Annotated in this window: 17 protein-coding genes; 6 read left to right on the top strand and 11 right to left on the bottom strand. The window is 30.9% G+C overall.

What is annotated here, in order from left to right; all coding sequences use genetic code 11:
• Positions 1-98 precede the first annotated feature (98 nt).
• The 4 genes from ACREWB_RS08380 to ACREWB_RS08365 all read left to right on the top strand — a co-directional run bounded on the left by ACREWB_RS08380 (position 99) and on the right by ACREWB_RS08365 (position 8,230).
• Positions 99-4,955 carry a cytidyltransferase gene (locus tag ACREWB_RS08380; protein WP_431547001.1) on the top strand — a complete coding sequence of 1,619 codons (4,857 nt, stop codon included), beginning with the start codon at positions 99-101 and terminating at the stop codon, positions 4,953-4,955.
• A 27-nt stretch (positions 4,956-4,982) separates the two neighbouring features.
• Positions 4,983-6,227: a lactate/malate family dehydrogenase gene (locus ACREWB_RS08375; protein WP_431547000.1), complete on the top strand. Its 1,245-nt coding sequence runs from the start codon at positions 4,983-4,985 to the stop codon at positions 6,225-6,227.
• A 31-nt stretch (positions 6,228-6,258) separates the two neighbouring features.
• Positions 6,259-7,311, top strand: a complete 1,053-nt coding sequence (locus ACREWB_RS08370; protein WP_431546999.1) for a flavodoxin family protein — start codon at positions 6,259-6,261, stop codon at positions 7,309-7,311.
• 85 nt (positions 7,312-7,396) lie between these two features.
• A complete protein-coding gene (locus ACREWB_RS08365) occupies positions 7,397-8,230 on the top strand; it encodes a PHP domain-containing protein (RefSeq protein WP_431546998.1) in 834 nt (277 codons plus the stop codon).
• A 48-nt stretch (positions 8,231-8,278) separates the two neighbouring features.
• On the opposite strand, the gene ACREWB_RS08360 is transcribed toward ACREWB_RS08365, so the two are convergent.
• The 3 genes from ACREWB_RS08360 to ACREWB_RS08350 all read right to left on the bottom strand — a co-directional run bounded on the left by ACREWB_RS08360 (position 8,279) and on the right by ACREWB_RS08350 (position 10,880).
• A complete protein-coding gene (locus ACREWB_RS08360; RefSeq protein WP_431546997.1) occupies positions 8,279-9,685 on the bottom strand; it encodes an aminopeptidase in 1,407 nt (468 codons plus the stop codon).
• An 86-nt stretch (positions 9,686-9,771) separates the two neighbouring features.
• The gene (hprK, locus tag ACREWB_RS08355) at positions 9,772-10,695 is read right to left on the bottom strand and encodes an HPr(Ser) kinase/phosphatase (RefSeq protein WP_431546996.1); all 924 of its coding nucleotides are present in this window, start codon (positions 10,693-10,695) and stop codon (positions 9,772-9,774) included.
• Between the two features lie 23 nt (positions 10,696-10,718).
• Positions 10,719-10,880: a DUF896 domain-containing protein gene (locus ACREWB_RS08350; RefSeq protein WP_431546995.1), complete on the bottom strand. Its 162-nt coding sequence runs from the start codon at positions 10,878-10,880 to the stop codon at positions 10,719-10,721.
• A 276-nt stretch (positions 10,881-11,156) separates the two neighbouring features.
• Between ACREWB_RS08350 and ACREWB_RS08345 the strand changes: the two genes are divergently transcribed.
• Positions 11,157-11,333, top strand: a complete 177-nt coding sequence (locus ACREWB_RS08345) for a Spo0E family sporulation regulatory protein-aspartic acid phosphatase (RefSeq protein WP_431546994.1) — start codon at positions 11,157-11,159, stop codon at positions 11,331-11,333.
• Between the two features lie 3 nt (positions 11,334-11,336).
• On the opposite strand, the gene ACREWB_RS08340 is transcribed toward ACREWB_RS08345, so the two are convergent.
• Positions 11,337-11,735 (bottom strand): hypothetical protein, encoded by a 399-nt coding sequence (locus ACREWB_RS08340; RefSeq protein WP_431546993.1) that lies wholly within the window; start codon positions 11,733-11,735, stop codon positions 11,337-11,339.
• Positions 11,736-11,779: 44 nt separating this feature from the next.
• Positions 11,780-12,955: an FprA family A-type flavoprotein gene (locus tag ACREWB_RS08335; protein WP_431546992.1), complete on the bottom strand. Its 1,176-nt coding sequence runs from the start codon at positions 12,953-12,955 to the stop codon at positions 11,780-11,782.
• A 263-nt stretch (positions 12,956-13,218) separates the two neighbouring features.
• Here ACREWB_RS08335 and ACREWB_RS08330 point away from each other — a divergent pair, with 263 nt between their 5' ends.
• Positions 13,219-14,055: an SDR family oxidoreductase gene (locus ACREWB_RS08330; RefSeq protein ID WP_431546991.1), complete on the top strand. Its 837-nt coding sequence runs from the start codon at positions 13,219-13,221 to the stop codon at positions 14,053-14,055.
• 530 nt (positions 14,056-14,585) lie between these two features.
• Here the strand turns inward: ACREWB_RS08330 and ACREWB_RS08325 are convergent.
• The 6 genes from ACREWB_RS08325 to ACREWB_RS08300 all read right to left on the bottom strand — a co-directional run bounded on the left by ACREWB_RS08325 (position 14,586) and on the right by ACREWB_RS08300 (position 21,277).
• The gene (locus ACREWB_RS08325; protein ID WP_431546990.1) at positions 14,586-16,670 is read right to left on the bottom strand and encodes a methyl-accepting chemotaxis protein; all 2,085 of its coding nucleotides are present in this window, start codon (positions 16,668-16,670) and stop codon (positions 14,586-14,588) included.
• Between the two features lie 113 nt (positions 16,671-16,783).
• The gene (nadC, locus tag ACREWB_RS08320; protein WP_431546989.1) at positions 16,784-17,620 is read right to left on the bottom strand and encodes a carboxylating nicotinate-nucleotide diphosphorylase; all 837 of its coding nucleotides are present in this window, start codon (positions 17,618-17,620) and stop codon (positions 16,784-16,786) included.
• The gene (locus ACREWB_RS08315) at positions 17,601-18,902 is read right to left on the bottom strand and encodes an L-aspartate oxidase (RefSeq protein WP_431547166.1); all 1,302 of its coding nucleotides are present in this window, start codon (positions 18,900-18,902) and stop codon (positions 17,601-17,603) included. Before ACREWB_RS08315 ends, nadC begins: the two co-directional genes overlap by 20 nt.
• Before the next feature lie 4 nt (positions 18,903-18,906).
• Positions 18,907-19,815: a quinolinate synthase NadA gene (gene nadA / locus ACREWB_RS08310; RefSeq protein ID WP_431546988.1), complete on the bottom strand. Its 909-nt coding sequence runs from the start codon at positions 19,813-19,815 to the stop codon at positions 18,907-18,909.
• Positions 19,816-19,971: 156 nt separating this feature from the next.
• On the bottom strand, positions 19,972-20,442 hold the full coding sequence (gene def, locus ACREWB_RS08305; protein ID WP_431546987.1) for a peptide deformylase: 471 nt from the start codon (positions 20,440-20,442) through the stop codon (positions 19,972-19,974).
• 163 nt (positions 20,443-20,605) lie between these two features.
• Positions 20,606-21,277, bottom strand: a complete 672-nt coding sequence (locus tag ACREWB_RS08300) for a V-type ATP synthase subunit D (RefSeq protein ID WP_431546986.1) — start codon at positions 21,275-21,277, stop codon at positions 20,606-20,608.

Here is a 21,277-nt window from a genome sequence, read left to right as displayed (position 1 = left end):
CCCCTATAAATAATCACATTTAAAGTATATAATTTTCAATATAGATAACAGTAGAGATAATAACGTTATTATCATCAGATAACGACAAGGAGGCTCACATGAAAGTTTTATATTTTAAAGAAATTAATCAGAGAATATCAGGAAAATTATTAAATCCAATTTTTTTAAAAAACAATGGCATTCCAAAAGCTCTTATTGAAATTTTTTTATCCAGTCCATCCTATATAGAAAACGTAAAAGCTATGATAGATTTAAAGGATTTCACATGCACTCGAACTTTTTTAATTTGTAAAAATGTGATAGGTAACCTGTGCAAAGAAGAATTCCCAAAAGACGCACTCTCTTATTTATATAATTACACGTTAAACAAATCCTTTCCAAAGGCCGTAACCATAGCGCTTGATGTAGCCTTATATCCTGCCTGTGAACTATACCTAGCAGTTCTTAGAATTGTATGTGCAGTTCAAAAAGGTTATAACGACAATTCCTGGCAGAGTAACTACGCTATGAATTTCTTGCTTCAAGCAGAAATAGAAAATCTAGAAAATAACGATGAATACTTAAGATTTATTAAGGCTTTCAAAAGTGATTTCATCTATGAAATGATGAAATTAAATGGTGAGGTTTTTAAATATAACACCCTTGATCATATTTGTGGGGTACATTATCTATCGCTGTATATTGCAAGACAACTTAAGGAAAAAGATGTTCAAATAGATTTAGGAAGAGTTTCAGGAGCTGCTGCGGGCCATGATATCGGTAAATATGGTTGCATAGGAGAAGAACTTAAAAGAGTTCCTCATTTGCATTATTATTACACTGATCAATGGTTTAAAAAACATAACATAAACTACATTAGGAATATTGCAATAAACCATTCCACCTGGGATTTAGAAATTGAAAATCTTTCACTAGAATCACTAATACTAATATATTGTGACTTTAGAGTTAAAAATTATGCAACTGGTGAAACCATAGCTATGAATATATTTCCATTAGATAAATCTTTTAAGGTTATCCTTGATAAATTAGAAAATGTTGACGAAAAAAAGGAAAAAAGATATAGACGAGTATATGCTAAATTAAAAGATTTTGAGGATTATTTAATTAGTATTGGTATTAACACTTCCTTAGACAAAAAAGAAGATATAACCATTCAAAAATCTCCAATCTTTTCTTTAATGCAAGGAAATGAGATAGTTCAAAATTTTAAATATCTTTCTATAAATCACAATATCAATTTAATGTATATGCTACGTGATGAATACTCCCTAAATGAAATATTAGAGCAAGCTAGAAGTGAAAAACACTGGAAAAATCTAAGACAATATATAAGGGTATTCGAAGAATATTCTACCTATTTAACTCAAAAACAAAAGCTACAGACTATTAAATTTCTCTTCGATAATCTAACTCATTCTGAAGATGATATTAGACGTCATTGTGCTGAGCTTATTGGGGTACTCATTGCTATTTTTGATGAGGATTATAATAAGGAAATTCCTAAAGATGTAAATATACAAAATTTTAACATAACAAGCCCAGACTTATTCGTAGAATATTTTAATTTGCTACTTTATCCGAGTCATAAGATAATTGCAAGTCATAGAACATGGATGGGTTACAGCACTAGAATTATGGTTAATGCCTTATTTAAAAATTGTAGGAAAAGTATGCTATCTACCTACAGGGATATTATTATTAAATATTATGATTCAGCACGTTTTACCAGTACAGAAACTCAATTATTTCTACTTGAAACTGCAAAATATATTCCAATGGATCCATATGATGACAACTTAGGCGTAGTATTTAATTACATAATTTCAATGACAAATAAAAAAAGCAGTATTCTAAGACTATCTGCACTACAAATTATAAATGACATAATAATCAAGCTTCCAAAAGAAAATTATTTAAAGGATAATTTAAAGATACATTTTAACAATCTCTATACCAAAAGTAAAATTCCTACAGAGAATTTACTTAGACTTAGAATTTTTACACTGCTTGATATGAAAACTTTTATTCCTGTTTTTTACAGATATTGTGAGCAAGATTATGCAAAAATACCTGACATATTTTTAAGCAATTTGAAAACAGCAACTGATTGGATTAAAAAGAAAAATCAAATAGATTTACTTTTAAATTATACTATGTACAAAGCCCCTACTACAGGCATGCACACAGCTATTCATTTTTGTAATTTACTTAAAGTAAGCGCTGTTGAAGCTGTTCGTAATAGAGCTGGCGTTGCTATACATAAACTTATGCCACTTTTATCACTACCTGAGCGAAATGAGGTTGCAATAGAACTTCTACGTGCACTAGAAATAGAAGGTCACCGGTTTACTGAGTACATTCCGCCTTTCCTAGGTGAAATACTTCTTTGGCTACAACCTAGGGAATTAAACGAAATTATTGATGATTTAAAAATAAAAATAAAGATAGCTACTGAGAATGTAAAGCCCTTGGTCCTAAAGACCATAGGTGTGTGTTTATCTAATTATCCAAAATACAAAAGTAGATTTGTTGAAAAATCAGAAGATTATGACCTGCGAATGTTAAACATGCTTGGAATTCTTTTAAATGGACTAGGTGATTATAAAACAAAAGTTAAACAATCTGCTATAAGTACCTTTGGAAAAGATATTTTCGGTTCTAAACTTTTATCTTTTGAAGAAAAGTGTATTATATTTAGATTAACATCAAAAAAAATTCTTACACTAATTGCTGAGGATAAATCAGAGCAATTGCTTTTTCTTACAAATTCTGCTGCACTTAATCACATATATAGATTTATATCAGATTATAGTTTTTTTGTGGGTAATATTGATATACCTCTCCCAACAAAAACAGCTTTTTTCCCAGGCACTTTTGATCCTTTTTCACTTAGTCATAAGAACATTGCAAAAACAATAAGAAATATGGATTTTGAAGTTTATTTATCTGTAGATGAATTTTCTTGGTCAAAAAAAACCTTACCAAATTTACTTCGTAAAAATTTACTAAGTATGTCCATCTCAGATGAGTTAAATATTTTTATATACCCAGAAGAGTTTCAAACTAATATTTCAAATCCACAGGATTTAAAAATATTAAAAGAAAATTTTAGTGGTTCTGACGTTTATTTTGTTGGTGGAAGCGATGTTATATTAAATTCAAGTTGCTATAAAAATCCTGTAACGCAGTTCTCTATACACAATTTTTCGCATATAATTCTTGAACGTGGAAAAAACAGGCTATTAACTGAAGCTTCTAAAAAAATACTTGGTGAAATTAAATATATAAATTTACCTGCTAGTTATGCAAACATTAGCTCTAGTCAAATAAGAAACTATATTGACAATAATCGAGACATTTCAAGTTTAGTTGATCCGCTAGTTCAGCAGTATATTTATGAAAATGGTTTTTATCAAAGGGAACCACAAGAAAAACCTTCTTTGGCCTCTTCTCATATAGATATTGAGTTTATTTCAGACACAGAGATTACTGAAATTTTCATAAAAAAGCTCTCCGATTGTTGTGATGATAAAGCCCTTATCTTTGATATTTTAACTGAGCTTTCAAAGAAAATCGCTCCTAAGATTGTAGTAATTAAAAATATCCAAACTAATGAAATCTTAGGTTTTTCATCAATGCACTGGATTCGTTCTAATGTTCTATATAAAGAATTAGACGATGATAAATTATCAATGTACGTTCGTGAAAACGCCTCTGGTAGAATTATCCTTATTGATTTAATGTATATTAACAACAAGAAAAAGAATAAAATATTTGAGCAAATACTTATTACTGAAACTTTAGCTTATGCAATATCTAGAGACTATGAATATGCAATTTTCAAACCAATCCTAACAGATATATATGCCCCTTCACTAATAGAACTTTTATATTTGCATGGATTCAAAAAAACTTTTACAACAAGACCTAATTTAACAGCTCTAGTTGTAGATATGAATAATCCTTGTATATTAAATTTAGATTTAGAAAATATTCTTAAAGAACCTTTTAGAAGTAGTCAAAGAATAAAACAAGTTATAAATAGCACAAGAAAACGCCTACAAAAGGTACTTACTAATTTGTATCCTGGTGAACTTGTATTATCTTTTGATAGTGATGTACTTCATCAGCAAATGGTAAAAAAGGTTTGCAAGGAAAATAATGTTTCTACTTATTTAAATCAAAATAAACAAAACGGTGATGCTATGTGTGTACCTTATGGAGATATTCTTGATAGATACCTAGTTCCTAATACCGTTACTAAATCCCTGCATACAGAAAAGTTTTTTAGCCCTGATGTTAAGGAATTTAATATCGCAGAAGTTCCTTATTACTTAAATCTAGAGCATCAAATTAAAATGATAAAATCCTTTAATAGACCTGTAATACTAGTAGATAATATACTGCATAAAGGTTATAGGATTAAAGCTATAGATCCACTGTTAAAAAAAGAGTCAGTAAATGTTAAGAAAATTATTACAGGTATTCTATCAGGACGTGGAAAAGACCTTATGGATAAGCAAACCAGAGATGTTGATAGTGTTTATTTTATACCAAAGCTTAAAATTTGGTTTAATGAGAATACCTTATATCCCTTCATTGGTGGAGATGCTCTTTGGAGAGGCTTTTACCCCAAACGTAACTTGCTTCCTTCAATTAATTTAATATTTCCTTACACTCGTCCAATTTTCATAAGGAATGTACCGCTAAAGAGTCTTTATGAATTATCGGAGGTTTGTATTGAAAATTCTATAGAACTATTAAAAGCTTTAGAAATTGAATTCCATATTTTATATACTCGTAATTTAACTTTAGCTTCTCTCGGAGAAGTCTTTACTGTTCCACGGTGCCCTGATATTGGAGTGGATATGCAGTATGATTTAAATATATCTCCCTCTCACTACCTGGAAAATGATTTAGAACTCTTAAATAGATTAAGTGAAAAAACATAAAACTTTAACAGAAAGGGTGATTTTAAAATGTTCTACTATATATACAAAGAAAAATTATTAATATCTTGCCATAAATATTATAATCTAGAAGAAATATCGGAAAGTGAAGCAGAAAAATATAAGGGTATGATTTTTGCTCTAAACCAGCTTAACCCAGAACAAGGAAGGAGAAGTTTTTCTGTTTCCCATGAGAATTTTCTCTTTCTAAAGGAAGAAGACTTAAATTTACTTATTAAGCCAACAGCTCCTATTGTAACTATTCCCCAGTGGATAAAAGATGCTATTTTAAGTAATAGGGTTACCGCACTTAATACGAAGTTCTATAACTGGGAAGATGTATTAACCTACACGGAACCTGAAAAATGGAGAATCAATGTAATAGGTCTAGGGGATGTTGGTGGGACTCTGCTTACAGGACTAAAACTATTAGGTATGGATAAGATTCAAAGCTTAGGCCTTTATGATAAAGATACAAATCGGATTAAGCGTTACCAATATGAACTTAGTCAAATTCTCTCACCAGATATGAAGGAAAATTCTATAGATATAATTTCCTTAAGTGAAGATGAGGTCTTTGATTGTGACATGTTCGTTTTTTGCGTATCCGTTGGAGTTCCTGCGGTTATAAAAGAAGGAGAGGATGTGAGGTTAATGCAATTTATAGGTAATTCTAAAATTGTAGAACATTATGCTACTCTTGCTCGCGTAAAAAACTTTAAAGGTTTATTTGCTGTAGTATCAGATCCAGTAGATTTACTTTGCAAAGCAGCCCTTAATCAGAGTAATACAGATAATGCTTCTATTATGGATTTTAAGGGCCTGGCGCCAGAACAAATTAGAGGCTATGGCCTGGGCGTTATGAATGCTAGAGCCTGCTATTATGCATCTCAGAATGAAAGTACAAAACATTATATTCATGAGGGTAGAGCTTTTGGGCCACATGGAGAAGGCCTTATAATAGCAGATAGTATTGTAAACTACAATGAAGAGCTTTCAGATGCTTTAACCCATAGCACAAAAACTGCTAACCTAGAAGTTAGGTCAACAGGCTTTAAGCCCTATATTGCACCAGCTCTTTCATCTGGTGCCTTGTCAATACTTGCTACTATTAATTCACAGTGGCATTATAGTGCTACATTTATTGGGGGTACTTTTATGGGCTCTAAAAACAGACTTCTGCCTTCTGGCATCGAGCTAGAAACATTAGACTTAAATGAAGTACTACTTTGTAAGCTAAATTCAACCTATAAACTTCTTAGTGAATTTATTTAATTTTACTTAGTGGAATATAAAAGGGGGTTTTATGAAAGATTTATTTGTAATTATACCAAGTAGTGATATATCTATTATGCTCTCAGAAATGATAAGCGTAGTTACTAAAAACACATATTATACTATAGTTAACGATTGTAACCACATTCCTAATCTTCAAAACAAAAAAATACTATTTGCTTCTGAAATAACAAATATAGATTGCGATACTTCCATGCTACAATTTTTCTCAAAGCTATATGAAAAAGGTGATAAATGTCTTCTCGGCTCTACTGCTGGAATATTAGCTCATAGTAATACTGAACATGGCACAAAGCGTACAAGTCAAGATATTATATATCTTGCAAACAACTTAGGCTGCTCTTTTATAGGACATTCTGTAGTTGAAGCTACATCTTCCCTTAGGAATTATCGCAGTTGGCAAAAAACAATGAATTTATCCGTAAAAGAAATTTGTTTAACCATGTGTTCAAAGCTCGGTACTAGATTACTTGAATATAGCCCAGTTACCATAAATAGTCCCAAAATATTAGTTTTGTACTCCAGTCCACATAAAACTTCTAATACACTAGATTTATGGCATATGGTCTCAAAACATCTCTCCCATTACGATATTAAAGAATTACAAATAGAAAACGGAAAAGTTTTAGACTGTAACGGGTGTTCTTATAAAATGTGTACCCACTATGGGAATGAAAACAAATGTTTTTATGGAGGAATCATGATTCACGATGTACTCCCTTCCATTGAAGAATCTGATGCAATAATATGGTTATGCCCAAACTATAATGATGCAGTTGCTGCAAACTTAACATCTGTAATAAATAGACTAACTGTGCTATATCGAAAAATAGATTTTTATGATAAAACTACTTTTGCAGTAGTTGTTTCTGGTAATTCTGGCAGTGATTCTATAAGTAAACAATTAATTGGAGCCTTAAATATAAACAAGGGTTTTAGATTGCCACCATATTTTTCTAAAATGGCTATCGCTAACGATCCTGGAGAAATTTTTAATATTCCACAAATTCAAGAAACTGCTAAAGACTTCGCAGAAAATATAAAAAAAGAAATAAAAGGCTAAAACCCTTTTATTTTTTGCAATTATTAGGTAAAATGATAAGTGGAACATTAACACAAATAACAATTCAAATAATCGAGGTGATTATATGTACAATCGAGGTGATTTCCATCTTCATACAAATGCATCTGATGGAAAACTAAACCCTAAGGAATTAATTTATGAAGCTTCTATAAATGGCTTAGATATTATTGCAATAACAGATCATGACACTACTTTAAATGTTGAGGAAGCCATTAGAGAAGGTGTAATTAAAAATATAAGGGTAATCCCTGCTATAGAACTTTCTACTATTCACAATGATGAAAGTATTCATATTTTAGGTTATTTTAAAGACGATAAGTATAAAGATCCAAACTTTCAGAATTTGTTGTATGACATGGCTAATTATAGAGTAATAAGAGCTAAAAAAATAGTGGAAAATTTAGATACTTTTTTTAATATAAAGTTAGACTATAAACAAATTTCAGATGAAGCTAAGGGCGTAATAGCTAGACCTCATATAGCTAAAGCCATAATAAATGCTGGTTACAAATATGACTGGAAATATATATTTAATGTTTTACTATCAAATGACAGTCCTGCATATGTTCAAACAAAGAAAATTTCAACAGCCGATGGTATTAGTCTTTTAAGAGAACATAATGCAATAGTTGTACTTGCACATCCTGTTTTAATCAAACATTCTTCTATAGATGAAATGTTGTGCTTTGATTTCGATGGAATCGAAGCCGTATATCCACAGAATTCAAAAAAACAAAAAGCTCTTCTAAAAGCAAAAGCTAGAGAGTACAACCTTTTAATTACTGCTGGTTCAGATTTTCATGGAATTACAACCTCCGATACCTCTCATGGTGTTATTGGTTCAGTTTCCTTAAGCCATAACGAGCTAGCTACCTTTGTAAATGCATTAGACTCATAAAAAGGAGATGTCTACACATCTCCTTCTTTGTTTTAATACTTTCATATTTTAAATTTCGATTAAGAAAGCTTCATAAGCTCTTAAAGCTTCATATATATCTGCTTTACTTGCAACTTCCCATGGTGCATGCATGTTATGAAGGGCAACTCCTGAATCAATAACTTGCATACCATACTCAGCTAATATATAAGCAATAGTACCACCGCCGCCTTGATCCACTTTACCAAGTTCTGATGTTTGCCATGAAATTTTATGTTTTTCCATTATTCCTCTAAGCTCTGCAATAAATTCTGGGTTTGCATCGTTGCATCCACCTTTTCCGCGAGCTCCTGTGTACTTGTTGAAAACTATACCTTTTCCAAAATATGCAGCATTACGTTTTTCCATAACTAATGGATAATTCGGATCGAAAGCTGCGCTTACGTCAGAAGATAACATTTTAGAATTTGCTAATGCTCTTCTTACTTTTAAATCACTGTATTCTCCCATTAAATTAACAACTTCAGCTACTGTATTTTCAAAGAATCTTGATTGCATACCTGTAGCACCTATACTTCCAACTTCTTCTTTGTCCACAAGCAAAACAATACAAGTTTTGTCTGTTTCTTTTATGTTCATTAATGCTTGATAAGACGTGTAAGCACAAACCCTATCATCATGTCCATAAGCCATAACCATACTGCTATCCAGTCCATAATTTCTAGCACGTCCTGCTGGTACTACTTCCAGTTCTGAAGATACAAAATCTTCTTCATCTATATCATATTTATCATTTAAAAGTCTTAATATGTTTAACTTAACTCTATTTTTAGCATCTTTATCCTCTACTGGTATACTTCCCATGAACACATTTAAATCTTCACCTTCAATTCCTTTTGCCATAGTTTTTAGCATTTGGTCTGCAGATAAGTGAATTAGAAGGTCTGAAATTCCCACTACTGGTTCTTTTTCATCTTCTCCTATTACTATATTTACTATGGTGCCGTCTTTCTTAACTACAACACCATGAATAGCTAAAGGTATAGTCACCCATTGATATTTTTTAACTCCACCATAATAATGAGTTTTAGCTAAAGCTAAATCTGCATCCTCATATAATGGATTTTGTTTAAGATCCAGCCTAGGTGAGTCAACATGAGCACCTAAAATTTTAAAACCCTTTTCAATAGGTTCAGAACCAATTAAAAATAATGCTAGTGTTTTACCCATACAGTTTGCATAAACTTTATCACCAGCTTTTAATGTACTACCTTCATTTATATAAGTGTCAATATTCTTGTAACCGTTTTTTTCAGCAAGTCGAACAACCTCTGTTACGCACTCTCTTTCGGTTTTACATTTTGACATAAAATCTATATAGCTATCAGATAATGCAAACACCTTTTCAATATCACTTTTACTATACTTATCCCAAGCTACTTCATATTTTTTCTCTAAACTTTTAACATCTGTCATACATATTTCCTCCTTACGAAAATAATTTCTACATTACCATTCTACTAAATATTCTGTTAAATTACAAATACTAAAACATATTGTTTTTATTTAGCTTTTTTTGCTTTAGTTACTTCTGCTATTCGCATATTTATAGTTTCAACTGGGGTTATCTTAGAATTTAAACTATATCTATAATTAGCTGCAGCAGCTTCAATAATAACTGCTATATTCCTGCCTGGTCTAATTGGCAGTGTTATTTTTCTTAAATGTACATTTAAAATTTTTATAAATTCATCATCTATACCAAGCCTATCATATTCTTCATTCTCATTCCATAAGTTAAGCGAAATAAGTATACTAATAGTTTTAGTTGTTAAAAGAGAACTAGTCCCATAAATTGCTGGAATATCTATTATACCCATACCTCTTACCTCAAGCATTCCTGTAGTTATGTATGGACAACTTCCAAGGAGCGTACCATCTATCTCTTTAATATCTACTGCATCGTCTGCAATGAGCCTATGCCCTCTTTTTATTAATTCTAATGCACACTCACTTTTACCTATGCCACTTTCTCCAGTTAATAATATACCTATACCATAAACATCTACTAAAACGCCATGAAGCCTAGTTTCAGGTGCTAACTTAGTATCTAAAAAGTTGGTAAGTTTACTGATAAATCTTGTAGAAATCAATTTGGTTCTTAATACCCATCGTCCATTTTCCTGAGCTGCTTTGATAACTTCCTTATGAGGCTCTAAATGTCTAGTAAAAATAACACAAGGGGTATCAAATTTAAAGTATTTATTTAATCTCTTCATTCTCAAATCTGTTTCCATACAATCTAAAAAACTCCACTCTGCCATGCCCAGGAGTTGCACTCTATTATTGTCAAAATGCTTATAAAATCCTGCAATCTGAAGACCCGGTCTATTAATATCTGTAACATTTATTATTTTACCCTGACTACCTTGCACTAAAACTTCTAATTCAAAATGCTCTATTAATTCCTCTATAGTAACAGACATTATAATTTCCTCCTATTAAAGTGTTAAACTTTTTTAATTGTATCTAATTGAGATCTAAAATTTCTTTTAACATTATCAATATATTTTTGTCTTAATTCTTGTTGCTCTGTTTTTTCTTTTTCTGTAAGTCCCTCTTCTTTACTTTTCTTATAAAGATAATTCACTCTTTTAGTTAATTCATCCATAATATCACTCCTTATTTCAATTTATACAATTATAGAATATGCAATTTAAGACTTTTTTCGTCATTTACATATTATAACAATTAGCTTATTTAAACATGCTCAGGTCGATAGTTGGTATATTTTACCATATTATAGTTGTCTAATTGCTAAAATCATATCCCATTATGTTGCTTTTTATACTATAATGACTTAAAAATTATTTTACATTGTTTGTATATTTTGGTATTATGTATTTGTTCCCCAGAACAAAATAAATTAAGAATAAGAGGTATAAATATGAATATTAAATTACGTCTGATAAAAAAAGAACTAGAATCCTTAAGAATGATTCTACATATGTTACTTAATTTTAGAAAACCTACAGATAAACTAGTTGTAAGTTGCAGCCAGCAACTAGATGAAGTTATAGTTAAGTATCATAAAATTCAAGCCACTATAAAAAAAGCGGCTTGAAGATTAAAAATCTAATTGCATTAAGATATCATCAATTTCAATATCTGCATCTTTGCCATAAAAAACTACTGCGAATTCATTGTATTCATAATCATCTTCTGATATATCACAGCCAATGAATTCGTATTCAATTCCCAACTCTTCAGCGCATTCTTCCATAATGTCTTCCACATTATCTGCTGCAATATCACTTAAATAAGGCAAAAAATATTCTTCGTACCAATCTTCTTTATTTTGCTTGAAATCCCCTTCCTCGTTTGCAAAAGATGTAGCGGCTTCCATTTCTATTTCATCATAATAATATTTAAACTTTAGCGCAATGGTATCATTTTTATACTTGATTTCAGCTAAATCACTTAAGCCATTTTGCTTTAAAAAATTTATAATATATTGTTTATTCAAAAAAACACCTCCAACATCATCCATAAATTACTTATAGTGAATTCCTAATTTAAAAGTTTTAAATATTCTTCTACAAATTTGTTAGCCCCATCATATTCCTTGCTATCAGGAACAAATTTAAATTTAAATCCTTCTGGAACCACTTTAAACTTTAATGATCTTAATCTTTCTGTAAGCATAGGAACACCTTCTCCGCTCCATCCATATGAACCAAAAGCTGCAGCAGACTTACCTCTATTGGTTATAGGACATACAAGAGATAGAACATCCCATGCAGGCTTTACCGCATCTTGATTAATAGTAGGAGAACCAATCATAATGCCACTTGCACTTTCAATTAATTCCACAATATCACTTAAACTCATAGATGTAATTTCATGAGCCTCGGCTTTTATGCCCTTTTTACTTATCAAAGTTGCAATATATTCACCTATAGCTTCCGTATTACCATAAGCAGAAACATAGAAGATTTGAATATTTTTTTCTTTTATTTCGTGAATTGTAGCCCACTTTCTATAAAGATCCACATACATTTTAATGTCATCAACATGTATAGGTCCATGACTTGGTGCTACCATATCTAATTCTAAATCTTTGATTTTATCCAGACCCATATTTACGAACTTTTTAAAAGGCCCCATTATAACATCAAAATAGTATTTCATTTCATCAAAATAATCACCAGAACAAGCATCTGTTATACAATTTGCTGGTGAATAATGACAACCCATTACATCACATGTAAATAGTATTTTTTCTTCCACAACATATGTAAACATTGTATCAGGCCAATGTAAATTTGGTGCAGAAATAAATTTCAAAGTATTTTTTCCTAAACAAAGTTCTCCTACTGCTTTTTCACTATTAAAATCCTTGTTAATAATCTCTTTTAAATAGTTTATAGCTGCTGTAGAGGCAACAATAACAGCCTCTGGATAAACTTCTAAAAGTTTAGCTAAAGAACCACTATGATCTAGTTCTGTATGTTGAACAATTATGTAATCAACTTTTCTCTCTCCAATAACCCCTTTTATTTTACCTAATGACTCATCAAAAAAACCATTTTTAACTGAGTCTATTATAGCTACTTTTTCATCATCAATTATATATGAATTATAAGTAGTTCCTTTTTTGGTTTCCATTATAATATCAAAAACCCTGAGCTTCGGGTCATTTACCCCAATCCAATATATATTATCTCTTAACTTTGTTGTTTTCATTCCCAAATTCCTCCTTATATGTCAATAATACTTTAAATATCTACCATTTTAATTACCTTACTTACTATATATTTTACCACATTTAGTTAAATTCATCAACTAACAATAATTATTGATTAATAAAACCTTATCTACAGATAAAAAGTTTCTATTTTATAGTTTAACACCAATAGAGTAAAGTATTCTCTTGTTTTGTCCCATAATGCTAATAATCAAGATATTAATTCATATACTTTAATAACATGTATTTTAAGGAGGAATTTATGAATATTTTAATAACTGGTGCAAGTGGTAATATTGGAACTTATCTTTGCAGTGTTTTATCAAAATCACATGTTATATATGGATTAAATAAGACCCAACTTGATATAACGGATAAGATAGCTACTGAAAAAGTTATAAATGAATTGAAGCCAGACGCTGTAATTCACACTGCAGCAATAACAAATAAACATTTTTGTGAGTACCATGAATCTTTAGCATATAGTGTAAACACTTTAGGAACTTTAAACATTGCAAAGTGTTGTAATGCGCTTAATATACCCTTAATATATCTATCTAGTACAGACGTATACGGTGATACTAAGACATTACCACATGTGGAAACTGATGACTGCAACCCCTTAAATGCCTATAGCAAGAGCAAGCTGGGAGGCGAAGAATTAGTACAAACAATTTGCAAGAAATATTTTATTGTTCGCAGCTCAAACGTCTATGGTGGCAATGATTGCTTTGTAAGAAACCTTATAAAGGGTAAACATACAACAATTTATTTATTTTCTAACCCTACCCTTTCAGTAACTTATATTGGAGATTTAGTAGAAGTCCTTGAAAGACTTTTAGATACTGATAAATACGGGATATATAACTATAGCAATAAAGGCTCTTTATCAAAAAGAGCGCTAATAAATAGCATAATAGAATTTGCTAATCTTAATGTTCCATTGATTGTTAGTTCAGATAAACTTTTGTCCAACCTAATTAATCAATCTAAATACACCTGTGCAGATAGTTCGCTTATAAAGCGGACTTTGAATATAGAAATTCCATCTTGGACTGATAGACTAAAAGATTATATTGATAATTGCCTTAAAATATAAGAGTTTATATATATGTGATTGACATTTAACCCGATTCAGCATAGAATGAATATATAAATATACCCACCACGGGTATGGAGGTGTTTTTATGTTAACCATCGATAATAAAGCAATTAATTCGATAAAAAAAAGAAACTCAGTTATAGTTGTTCAGTCTATGGAAAGTTCTTGTGGTGGCTGAGGAAGCACACCTACAAGAAGTCTCTGGATTGAGACTCAGAAAAATTTTTCTCCCTCTGAACAATTTATTTTAATGGAATATGAAGATGTGAAGGTCTATATTCATAAAGGTATTACTCTTAGTAAGAATATACATGTATATCAAAAGCTAAAAATCCCATTTTTAGGATCTATATATGGTATCAAAGGCGTAAGGTAATACAATTATTTATGGCGCATTAGACAAGATGTCACTAATGAGTGGTGTTTCATAATAAAACTGAAAATCTAAAGCCAAAAAAAGTATATATTATGCAAAATGTATTTGCATAATATATACTTTTTTAAAATTAGTTAATACACGCTGAACACTATAACCTAAAATTACTCATTAAAGCTTGAAGTTCCATAGCCATTTCAGTTAAATTTTCAGCAGCATTAGCCACCTCTTTCATTAGAGCTGTCTGCTCCTGTGATGCTGCTACTACATTCTCAGCATTTGCTGTAGACTCAGTAGAAATCTTAGCAACATTCCCAATTGACTCTATCATATTATGTGTTCCAGCACTTATTTCTTCTGTTACCGCAGACACATCCTGCATTTGAGAAGCTATACTATTTATATCCTCTAATATCTCACTAAAAGATTTACCTGCCTGACCCACCATGCTAATGCCAGATTCAACTGCAATGGTACCATTATCCATAGCCTTAACGGCATTTACTATTTCCTTTTGAATCTCATTTATTAAGCTTGATATATTCCCAGCTGCTGATGCAGATTGTTCTGCTAACTTTCTAACTTCATCAGCTACTACAGCAAATCCCCTGCCCTGCTCACCAGCTCTTGCAGCTTCAATAGCTGCATTTAGTGCTAATAAATTTGTCTGACCAGCAATAGACGTTATTAATGATACTATGCTTCCAATTTCTTTCGATTTTTCTCCAAGTTTTGACACAACTTGCGTAGATACTGCTACTTTATCGCTAATATTATTCATTTGTTCTATAGCAGAAGATACTACCTCATTACCTTTTTCAGCTCGCATTGATGTTTCTAAAGATGTATGTGTTACTGATTGAATATTATCTGAAATTTGTTCCATACTTGTAAATATATCTTCTGCAATTTTTGTTGTATTATTAGTTATAGCAACTTGTTCTCCGCTACCAATGGCTACCTCTTGAATAGCGTGGGATACTTGTTCTGCAGATTGTTGCGTTTGCTCAGAACTTGCTGTAAGCTCTTCCGATGTTGCTACTACTTGTTCTAAACTTCCAGTAACTTTCTGGACTATTTCTCTTAAGTTATTAGTCATTTTATTTAAATTGTTCCCCATTAACCCTATTTCATTTTCACTTTTTATCTTTATTACTTGAGTCAAATCCCCCTCCGCGATTGCATATGAAAGATCATTTACTTCTTTGAGATTCTTAGTAATATATCCACTGAATATACTTACCGCTAATGTAACCAATGCACAAGCAATTAGACTTAGTATAATTATACTAATCAATAGCTTATTAATTGGAGCATAAAGTTCCTTTTGCGGAATTGATAGCACTACATTCCAGCCTAATTCTGGTATTTGTTTGTAATATACAAGATTTTTACCATTCTCATCTTCAAAATAAGATATTCCTTCTTTATTTTTTAAAATATCTTGTCCTAGTTTTGCTATGCTTGCATTTTTATCTTCTGAAGCCTTAGTCTTCATAATTAATTCTTCAGAAACACCTGCAAAATATGTTCCATCTTTTCCCAGCAACATTGCTTTTCCTTTTTTGCCTACTTTAATATTTTTAATATTTTCTTGTATAGTCGTTAAATTCATATCAGCTGTTACAACACCTAAAAAGTTCTTATTTTCATCATACATTGGTGCAGTAGTTGTTAGCATAGTAGTATTTAGAGTTTCATCATAGTAAGGTTCCTGCCATGCAACATTTTTATCAACATTTTTGCCTATAGTATACCAAGTTTGTTCTGGATAATTATACTCCTCTGTAGCATAATCTTCAGTAATCTTTGAAACATCGCCTTCTTTATATGCATAAGGTCCAAAGAATTTTATACCTTTGTTATACATATATGGTTCAAACCAAACTCCAACTCCAAATGTATCCTCATTAGTAGAAAGTACTTCTTCTTGAGCTTTTGTCATTGTTGCCTTGGTTAATACTAATCTACTAGTTCCAACAAACTTTCCTAAATCAACTGCTATTTGAGCATGCTTTTCCATATCTTTATTAATTAAGTTAATAGTTTCTTGCAACTGATGTTCCATCCTATTTTCAATTTCTATAGTTATAAGTTTTTTAGAAGTATAGTTCGAAAAAACACCCATTATTACTAAGGATAATAACACTACTGGTAGAATTGAAATAATTATTATCGTCTTGAGACTTTTACCTGTTGTAACATTTACATCTTGTTTCCTTTTTAATTTTGACATATATTTACCCCCTGTGTTATTTCTTATTATTATTATTATCGATCAAATTTATATTTTCTTTAGACCAATAACAATAAACAAGGCTGGTAATTCTTGCCTGCACCTGAAAGCACCTATCTATTAACTAAGTTTTTCATACTCAAATCTAGCACTTTGTAGGAGTGGGTTAAGGCCCCTACAGATATATAGTCAATTCCACTACTGGCTACTTTCAAAATATTATCTAATGTTATATTCCCTGATGCCTCGATTAGAGCCCTTTTATTAATTATCTCTACTGCTTTTTTCATAGTTTCCACATCCATATTATCTAGCATTATAATATCCACCCCTACTTCTAAAGCCTCGTAAGTTTGTTCCAGAGTTTCAACTTCTACTTCTATTTTTTTAACAAAGGAAACATTCTCACGTATAATACTAACCGCAGCCTTTATTCCCCCTGCTGCACTTATATGATTTTCTTTTATTAGTACACTATCAGACAGATTATATCTATGGTTACAACCGCCACCAATTTTTACAGCATATTTTTCAAATATCCTCATATTAGGTGTGGTTTTTCTTGTATCCAAAATTTTCACTCCCGTACCCGATAATGAATCTACATATGTTTTGGTTAATGTAGCAATACCGCTCATTCTTTGAAGGTAGTTTAGCGCAAGTCTTTCTCCTGTCAATATATGTTTTGTCTTTCCTCTTAGTTTTGCTATACACTCTCCCTCTTTTACTATATCTCCATCACTTTTATAAAACTCTATATTAACCTGGCCAAGTATCTTAAAAACTCTCTCAAATACAAGTAGCCCAGCTATTACTCCATTTTCTTTAGCTATTAAGTCAACACTACAAATACAATCATCACTTATGATAAATTCTGTTGTAATATCATTTTGAGGTACATCTTCTTTTATTGCTTCTATAATAAAATTATCAATAATTAACCAATTCATTTCTTATGCCCTCCCCCATTTTCTTAAATTCATCTATAACTGTATTTTTATTAATTTCACCATAACTTCTAATTCCTTTTGTATCCTTTATAAACCCATAGTTTAAGCAGTTAACCTCATCGATGGATTTATTTATAAATTCTGAAGCTCTTCTGGAAAAAACCAAGGCTTCTAGTAGCGAATTACTTGCCAGTCTATTTGCTCCATGTACTCCTGTGCAACTCACTTCACCACAAGCAAATAGATGTTTCATTGATGTTCTAGAAAATAGGTCAACAGCAATTCCCCCCATGTGATAATGTTGTACAGGCGTTACTGGAATCTTATCTTTTGTAATATCTATACCACACTCTAAACATTTTTTATAAATACCAGGAAATCTATTTACAAGATAATCTTTATTTTTAAATGAAATATCTAAAAATACAAAAGGCATTCCGCTGTTTTTTTCTTCTTCATAAATAGCCTTAGCTACTACATCTCTTGGTAGTAGTTCGTCTACAAATCTTATGCCATATCTATTTAAAAGCACTGCACCTTCACCTCTTAAAGACTCAGATATAAGAAACTTTTCACAATTCAAATTATCATCATATAGTGCAGTTGGATGAAATTGTATATAATTTAAATCAGTAGTTTTAATCTTATGTCTTAATGCAATAGCTATCCCATCTCCTGTAAGATTTCTCCTGCTAGTTGAATTTTTAAATAGACCTCCTATGCCACCTGTTGCTAAAATAGTTTCCTTAGAATAAATATTTATTATTTTTTCTCTTTTAATGACGATGCCTCCAACGCATTTATTTTTTTTAATGATAATATCAATTAAAGTAGTGTTTTCTAATATAACAACGTTTTTCTTATTTTTAAGTGCTTCTATTAAAGTTAAAAAAAGTTCTTTACCAGTTTCATCCTTGCTATGAACGATTCTACTAGTGCTATGTGCACCTTCTTTTGTATATTTAAAGTCACCATTCTCCGTGTCAAAGGTTGCCCCATAATCTACTACTTTATTTATATTATCCATTGATTCATATACTAGAGTTGTTACTGCATTCATGGAGTTTTTAAACTTTCCAGCCTTTAGTGTATCTTGTATAAATAAATCAAAATCCTTTTCATCTCTAGCTACTGAAATACCACCTTGAGCTAAGGAGGTATTGCACTTATTTATTACATCTTTAGTTATTACAAGTACATTTAAATTTTCTTTTAAATTAAGTGCTGCATATAATCCCGCTGCACCAGTTCCAACTATTAACACATCTACATACATATCCATAAAATCACCTGGCCATTTCATGCATTGCATTTAGACATTTATGCGCTGCTTGTCTTATATTTTCATCTAAGATTATCTCATATTGTTTACTTAAAAGACTCAAATAAACATCATTCAAGGTGGTCTTCTTCATACTCTTACATATCATAGCTGTCTTTGGAGTTATAAACTCTTTATTAGGATTTTTATTTTTCAGCTCATACAGTACACCTTCTTCTGTTACTATCATATATTTTTTACCCGTATCCTGCGTAGCAAATTTAATTATATCTCCAGTACTTCCTATAAAGTCAGCTAATTTCCTAATTTGTCTATTACACTCAGGATGGACTAAAATCTTTATATTACTATCACCATTTTTAACTGCAACAATTTCTTCTACACTTACAAATTCATGAACGCAGCAAAATCCATTCCATAAAATCATTTTTTTGTCATTAGATTTTTCATTTATATATTCACCTAAATTTTTATCTGGTATAAATATTATTTCCTCTTTATTTAGATTATTTACTATTTTTAGTGCATTTGAAGACGTACAGCATATATCACTTTCAGCTTTAACTTCTGCTGTTGAATTTATATAACAAATAACCACTGCGCTGGGGTGCTCCTCTTTAAGTTTCCTAACATCCTCTGCATTAATCATATCTGCCATAGTACACCCAGCATCCATATTGGGCAGTAGCACTGTTTTTTCTGGTGAAAGTATTTTTACACTCTCAGCCATAAATTTTACTCCACAAAGTACCACAGTTTGCTCCTTACACTCTTTAGCTATTTTACTAAGATAATAAGAATCCCCTACGAAATCAGCTATCTCTTGAATATCGTCATTTTCATAATAATGAGCTAAAATCAAAGCATTTTTTTCTACTTTTAACTTCTGAATTTTTTCTTTTAACTGTTTCATTTATTTATACACCTCTTTATATGTGTATATACTGGTGTATATACACTAATGTTTCATATCATAATAACATTTGTGTAATAATATAGCAATATGTTAATAAAAATAAGAGCATACCTTATGATTTTTAATAATCATAGGGTATGCTCTTTTATAAAATTATTCCTCAATTAATTCATACATTTCCTCAGCTCTAGACATATATAATATCCCATCTAAATGGTCAATTTCATGACAGAATGCTCTTGCAAGTAATCCTTCAGCTTCATAGGTAACAGATTTCCCTTTAACATTCATTCCCACAACAGTAACGTTCGTAGGTCTAAATACTTCACCTTCATAGCCTAAATAACTTAAACAACCTTCACAATCCTTTTCATTTCCTGACTTTGCCGTTATTTTAGGATTAATAATTATTATTGGCTCACCGTCTTCTTCTCCTAAATCAATTAGGATAACTCTTTTCAAAACACCTATTTGTGGAGCAGCTAGACCTATTCCAGTACCCTCATAAAGAGTGTCCATCATATCATCGATTGTGTCTAAAACCCTTCCATCTACTTTTTTAATTGGCTGACAAACTGTATTCAGACGTTTGTCCCCATATTGTAAAATTTTTCTAACTGCCATATTAATTCTCCTTACTGTAATATTTAATTATATTAATTGCCTTTCATAGCAATAAATTTTAATTACTTTCATTATATATTCTATTCCAATTAGAAGCATACATCAACTTAAATTTTCACAAAAAAAATTAAGATGTCATAACAACACCTTAACTCCTTAATATTTATCCCTTAATTTTATTTGCTTCTGCTATTCTTTGAGATTCTTCCATCATGCTTTTAACCTTCATAAGTCTAGTTAAAGCACCTCTCTCGTTTTCACCAAGCTTCATTTTTATATACTTTATAGTATCTTGAAGTTGAGGTATTATCATATACTCAAGAGCATTAACTGTCCTTCTAGTTTTTTCAATCTCATCTGCCAAAAGTTGACAAGTTTTCTCTACTTCTGCTAGTTCTAAAAGTTTTGGTAAAATCAGATATAATTTTTCTATAGCTCCATCTAGGTCTGCTGATGTGTTAGCAAATCCATAAGGATATATGCTGCCAGGATCATCCTCTAATTTTCTTACAAATTTCATTAATGGAACATTAACACTCATAAGATTTTTTGTTTCTACCTCTACAGAAATACTTTCTTTTGGGTAGGCAATAGCCTCCTCTAGAAATTCTGAAGACATTAGTGCACTTGACATTAAAAAATCCTTATAAGCATTTTGTAGTTCTTCTTCAACACTCTTTCTGAGTTCATTATTATGTTTTATAAGATCGATAAACCTTCTCATAAGTTCATCTTGTTTGTCTTTTAATAATTTATGCCCTCTAGTCGCTGTACCTAATCTTTTTTTAAGTTTAGTAAGCTCCATTCTAGTAGGATTGACATTTAACCTAGCCAT

Origin of the sequence: Clostridium sp. (assembly GCF_050717635.1) — a bacterium.
Taxonomy (GTDB): Bacteria; Bacillota; Clostridia; order Clostridiales; family Clostridiaceae; genus Clostridium_AD.
This window is presented reverse-complemented; position numbering and strand designations above follow the sequence as displayed.

Excerpts from the sequence above, each read along its gene's own strand:
- nadA (WP_431546988.1), bottom strand. The coding sequence starts at position 19,815 with ATGAAACAGTTAAAAGAAAAAATTCAGAAGTTAAAAGTAGAAAAAAAT.
- ACREWB_RS08335 (WP_431546992.1), bottom strand. The coding sequence starts at position 12,955 with ATGAAAACAACAAAGTTAAGAGATAATATATATTGGATTGGGGTAAAT.
- ACREWB_RS08380 (WP_431547001.1), top strand. The coding sequence starts at position 99 with ATGAAAGTTTTATATTTTAAAGAAATTAATCAGAGAATATCAGGAAAA.
- ACREWB_RS08365 (WP_431546998.1), top strand. The coding sequence starts at position 7,397 with ATGTACAATCGAGGTGATTTCCATCTTCATACAAATGCATCTGATGGA.
- ACREWB_RS08360 (WP_431546997.1), bottom strand. The coding sequence starts at position 9,685 with ATGACAGATGTTAAAAGTTTAGAGAAAAAATATGAAGTAGCTTGGGAT.
- ACREWB_RS08300 (WP_431546986.1), bottom strand. The coding sequence starts at position 21,277 with ATGGCTAGGTTAAATGTCAATCCTACTAGAATGGAGCTTACTAAACTT.
- hprK (WP_431546996.1), bottom strand. The coding sequence starts at position 10,695 with ATGTCTGTTACTATAGAGGAATTAATAGAGCATTTTGAATTAGAAGTT.
- nadC (WP_431546989.1), bottom strand. The coding sequence starts at position 17,620 with ATGAATTGGTTAATTATTGATAATTTTATTATAGAAGCAATAAAAGAA.
- ACREWB_RS08345 (WP_431546994.1), top strand. The coding sequence starts at position 11,157 with ATGAATATTAAATTACGTCTGATAAAAAAAGAACTAGAATCCTTAAGA.
- ACREWB_RS08350 (WP_431546995.1), bottom strand. The coding sequence starts at position 10,880 with ATGGATGAATTAACTAAAAGAGTGAATTATCTTTATAAGAAAAGTAAA.
- ACREWB_RS08330 (WP_431546991.1), top strand. The coding sequence starts at position 13,219 with ATGAATATTTTAATAACTGGTGCAAGTGGTAATATTGGAACTTATCTT.
- ACREWB_RS08315 (WP_431547166.1), bottom strand. The coding sequence starts at position 18,902 with ATGGATATGTATGTAGATGTGTTAATAGTTGGAACTGGTGCAGCGGGA.
- def (WP_431546987.1), bottom strand. The coding sequence starts at position 20,442 with ATGGCAGTTAGAAAAATTTTACAATATGGGGACAAACGTCTGAATACA.
- ACREWB_RS08325 (WP_431546990.1), bottom strand. The coding sequence starts at position 16,670 with ATGTCAAAATTAAAAAGGAAACAAGATGTAAATGTTACAACAGGTAAA.
- ACREWB_RS08375 (WP_431547000.1), top strand. The coding sequence starts at position 4,983 with ATGTTCTACTATATATACAAAGAAAAATTATTAATATCTTGCCATAAA.
- ACREWB_RS08370 (WP_431546999.1), top strand. The coding sequence starts at position 6,259 with ATGAAAGATTTATTTGTAATTATACCAAGTAGTGATATATCTATTATG.